Raw genomic sequence first — 1501 nt, forward strand, 5'->3', positions numbered from 1 at the left:
GCTGGCCGTGGCCATTTTATCTGTGGCCGCTTTGGTGGCCGCTATCTGCCCTTCCGTGCGCAGGATATCGCTCACCTGGCTGCCGATTTCCCCAATAAGCTGCGCTTCCTTGATCCGCTGCTGCTCCTTCTCCTTATCAAATATCGGCGACAGTGACTGACTGGCGTGTTCGGCATCGCGGCTCAGCGCCCCCACATCCTGCTGCTGTTTCTCCCCGTCACGGATGATGATACTGCCTTTGCTCACCGCCGCCTGCGTGGTGGAACTCGCCTCGTCGTGGCCGTTCATGCCCACAAGCAGCGTGTTCGCCATGTTCCCCATGAACTGGCCGCCCACGCTATCGCCCGTGCTGATACCAACACCCTGGTGTGAGACTTCATACTCCGCTTTGTTCTTTATATTACTCCAGCCCAGCGTGCCCGTGTCGAGCCGGTTTTTGTCTGCCGTGGCCGTGGAGGCTACCACCGCTCCGTCAAGCTGCGTGTGCCCGCCCACCTTCACGTCAAATCCTCCCCCGCCCGCAAACAGCCCGGTCTGCTCCTGTACCGAGTCGTAATGACTGTGCATCCTGTCTTTCGACACACTCACACTCCCTGAGCCGGTCATGGAGCCAAAGGCGAAGCTGCCGCCCGCGCTGACGTTGCTCTGCTTCATATCGTAGCGGTCTGAGTCCTGCTCGCTCCTGAGCGTCAGGTTACGACCCACATCCGCCTTAATGGCTTCGCCCGCGACCTGCGCCCCCTGCAGCAGCGTGTCGCGCCCGCTGATAAGGGTGACATTATTCCCCGCCGTAACCTGCGTTTCATTATGGGTGACGCCGTTACCGCTTTCGCTACCTTTGCTGCTATTCACACTTGCAGATATGCTGATACCCGCCTTGCCCTGGCCTGCGCCAATGCCCACGCCCACTGAGCCTCCGCTGCTCCTGTTGCTGCCCGTGGTCTCGCGGGTGTCGGTGGAGGACACCAGGTTCACGTCACGCTTCGCAGCCAGCAGCACATCCTTACCGGCCTGCAGTTCACTGCCCCGGATATTGATGTCCCCACCGGTCGCCGCCACGCTGAGGCTGTTACCTGCCGTAAGCGTGCTGCCCTGGTGGTAATGCATTTTCTGATTCGTTTCCGAACGTGAGGACTGGCTGCCGTAGCTCAGACTGATACCCGTGGCGTTGTTCTTGCCCTTCGCACCGCCCTGTAACTCATTCATCCGCACCGCCTGGCTTGCCTGCACGCCCGCAAGCACCGCCTTTGTGCCCTGCAGGGCCGCCACGCGCCCGCTGTTTTCATGCTTCGCCGCCTTCGCGCTGGCAACGGCCCCGTTCAGCGCGCTGCCCGCCATGCCGGAGAGCGCCAGCGTCAGGCCGCTGCTCTTCTGCTCAGTCACTGTCTGCCTGGTGTGGCTGTTTTCGGCTGCGGTGATGTTCACGTCGCTGCCGGCGAGCGCCATATTCTTACCGGCAATCAGTTCGCTGCCGTGTACGTTGAGCAGGCTTCCCGCAGAG

General features: G+C 61.6%; 1 protein-coding gene. It reads right to left on the bottom strand.

The features are described 5' to 3' along the window. Positions 1 to 1501, bottom strand: a 1501-nt coding sequence (locus JJB97_RS17925; protein ID WP_238715435.1) for a hemagglutinin repeat-containing protein, incomplete at both ends; no start/stop codon positions are given.

It is taken from the genome of Tenebrionibacter intestinalis, assembly GCF_016632365.1.
GTDB lineage: Bacteria > Pseudomonadota > Gammaproteobacteria > Enterobacterales > Enterobacteriaceae > Tenebrionibacter > Tenebrionibacter intestinalis.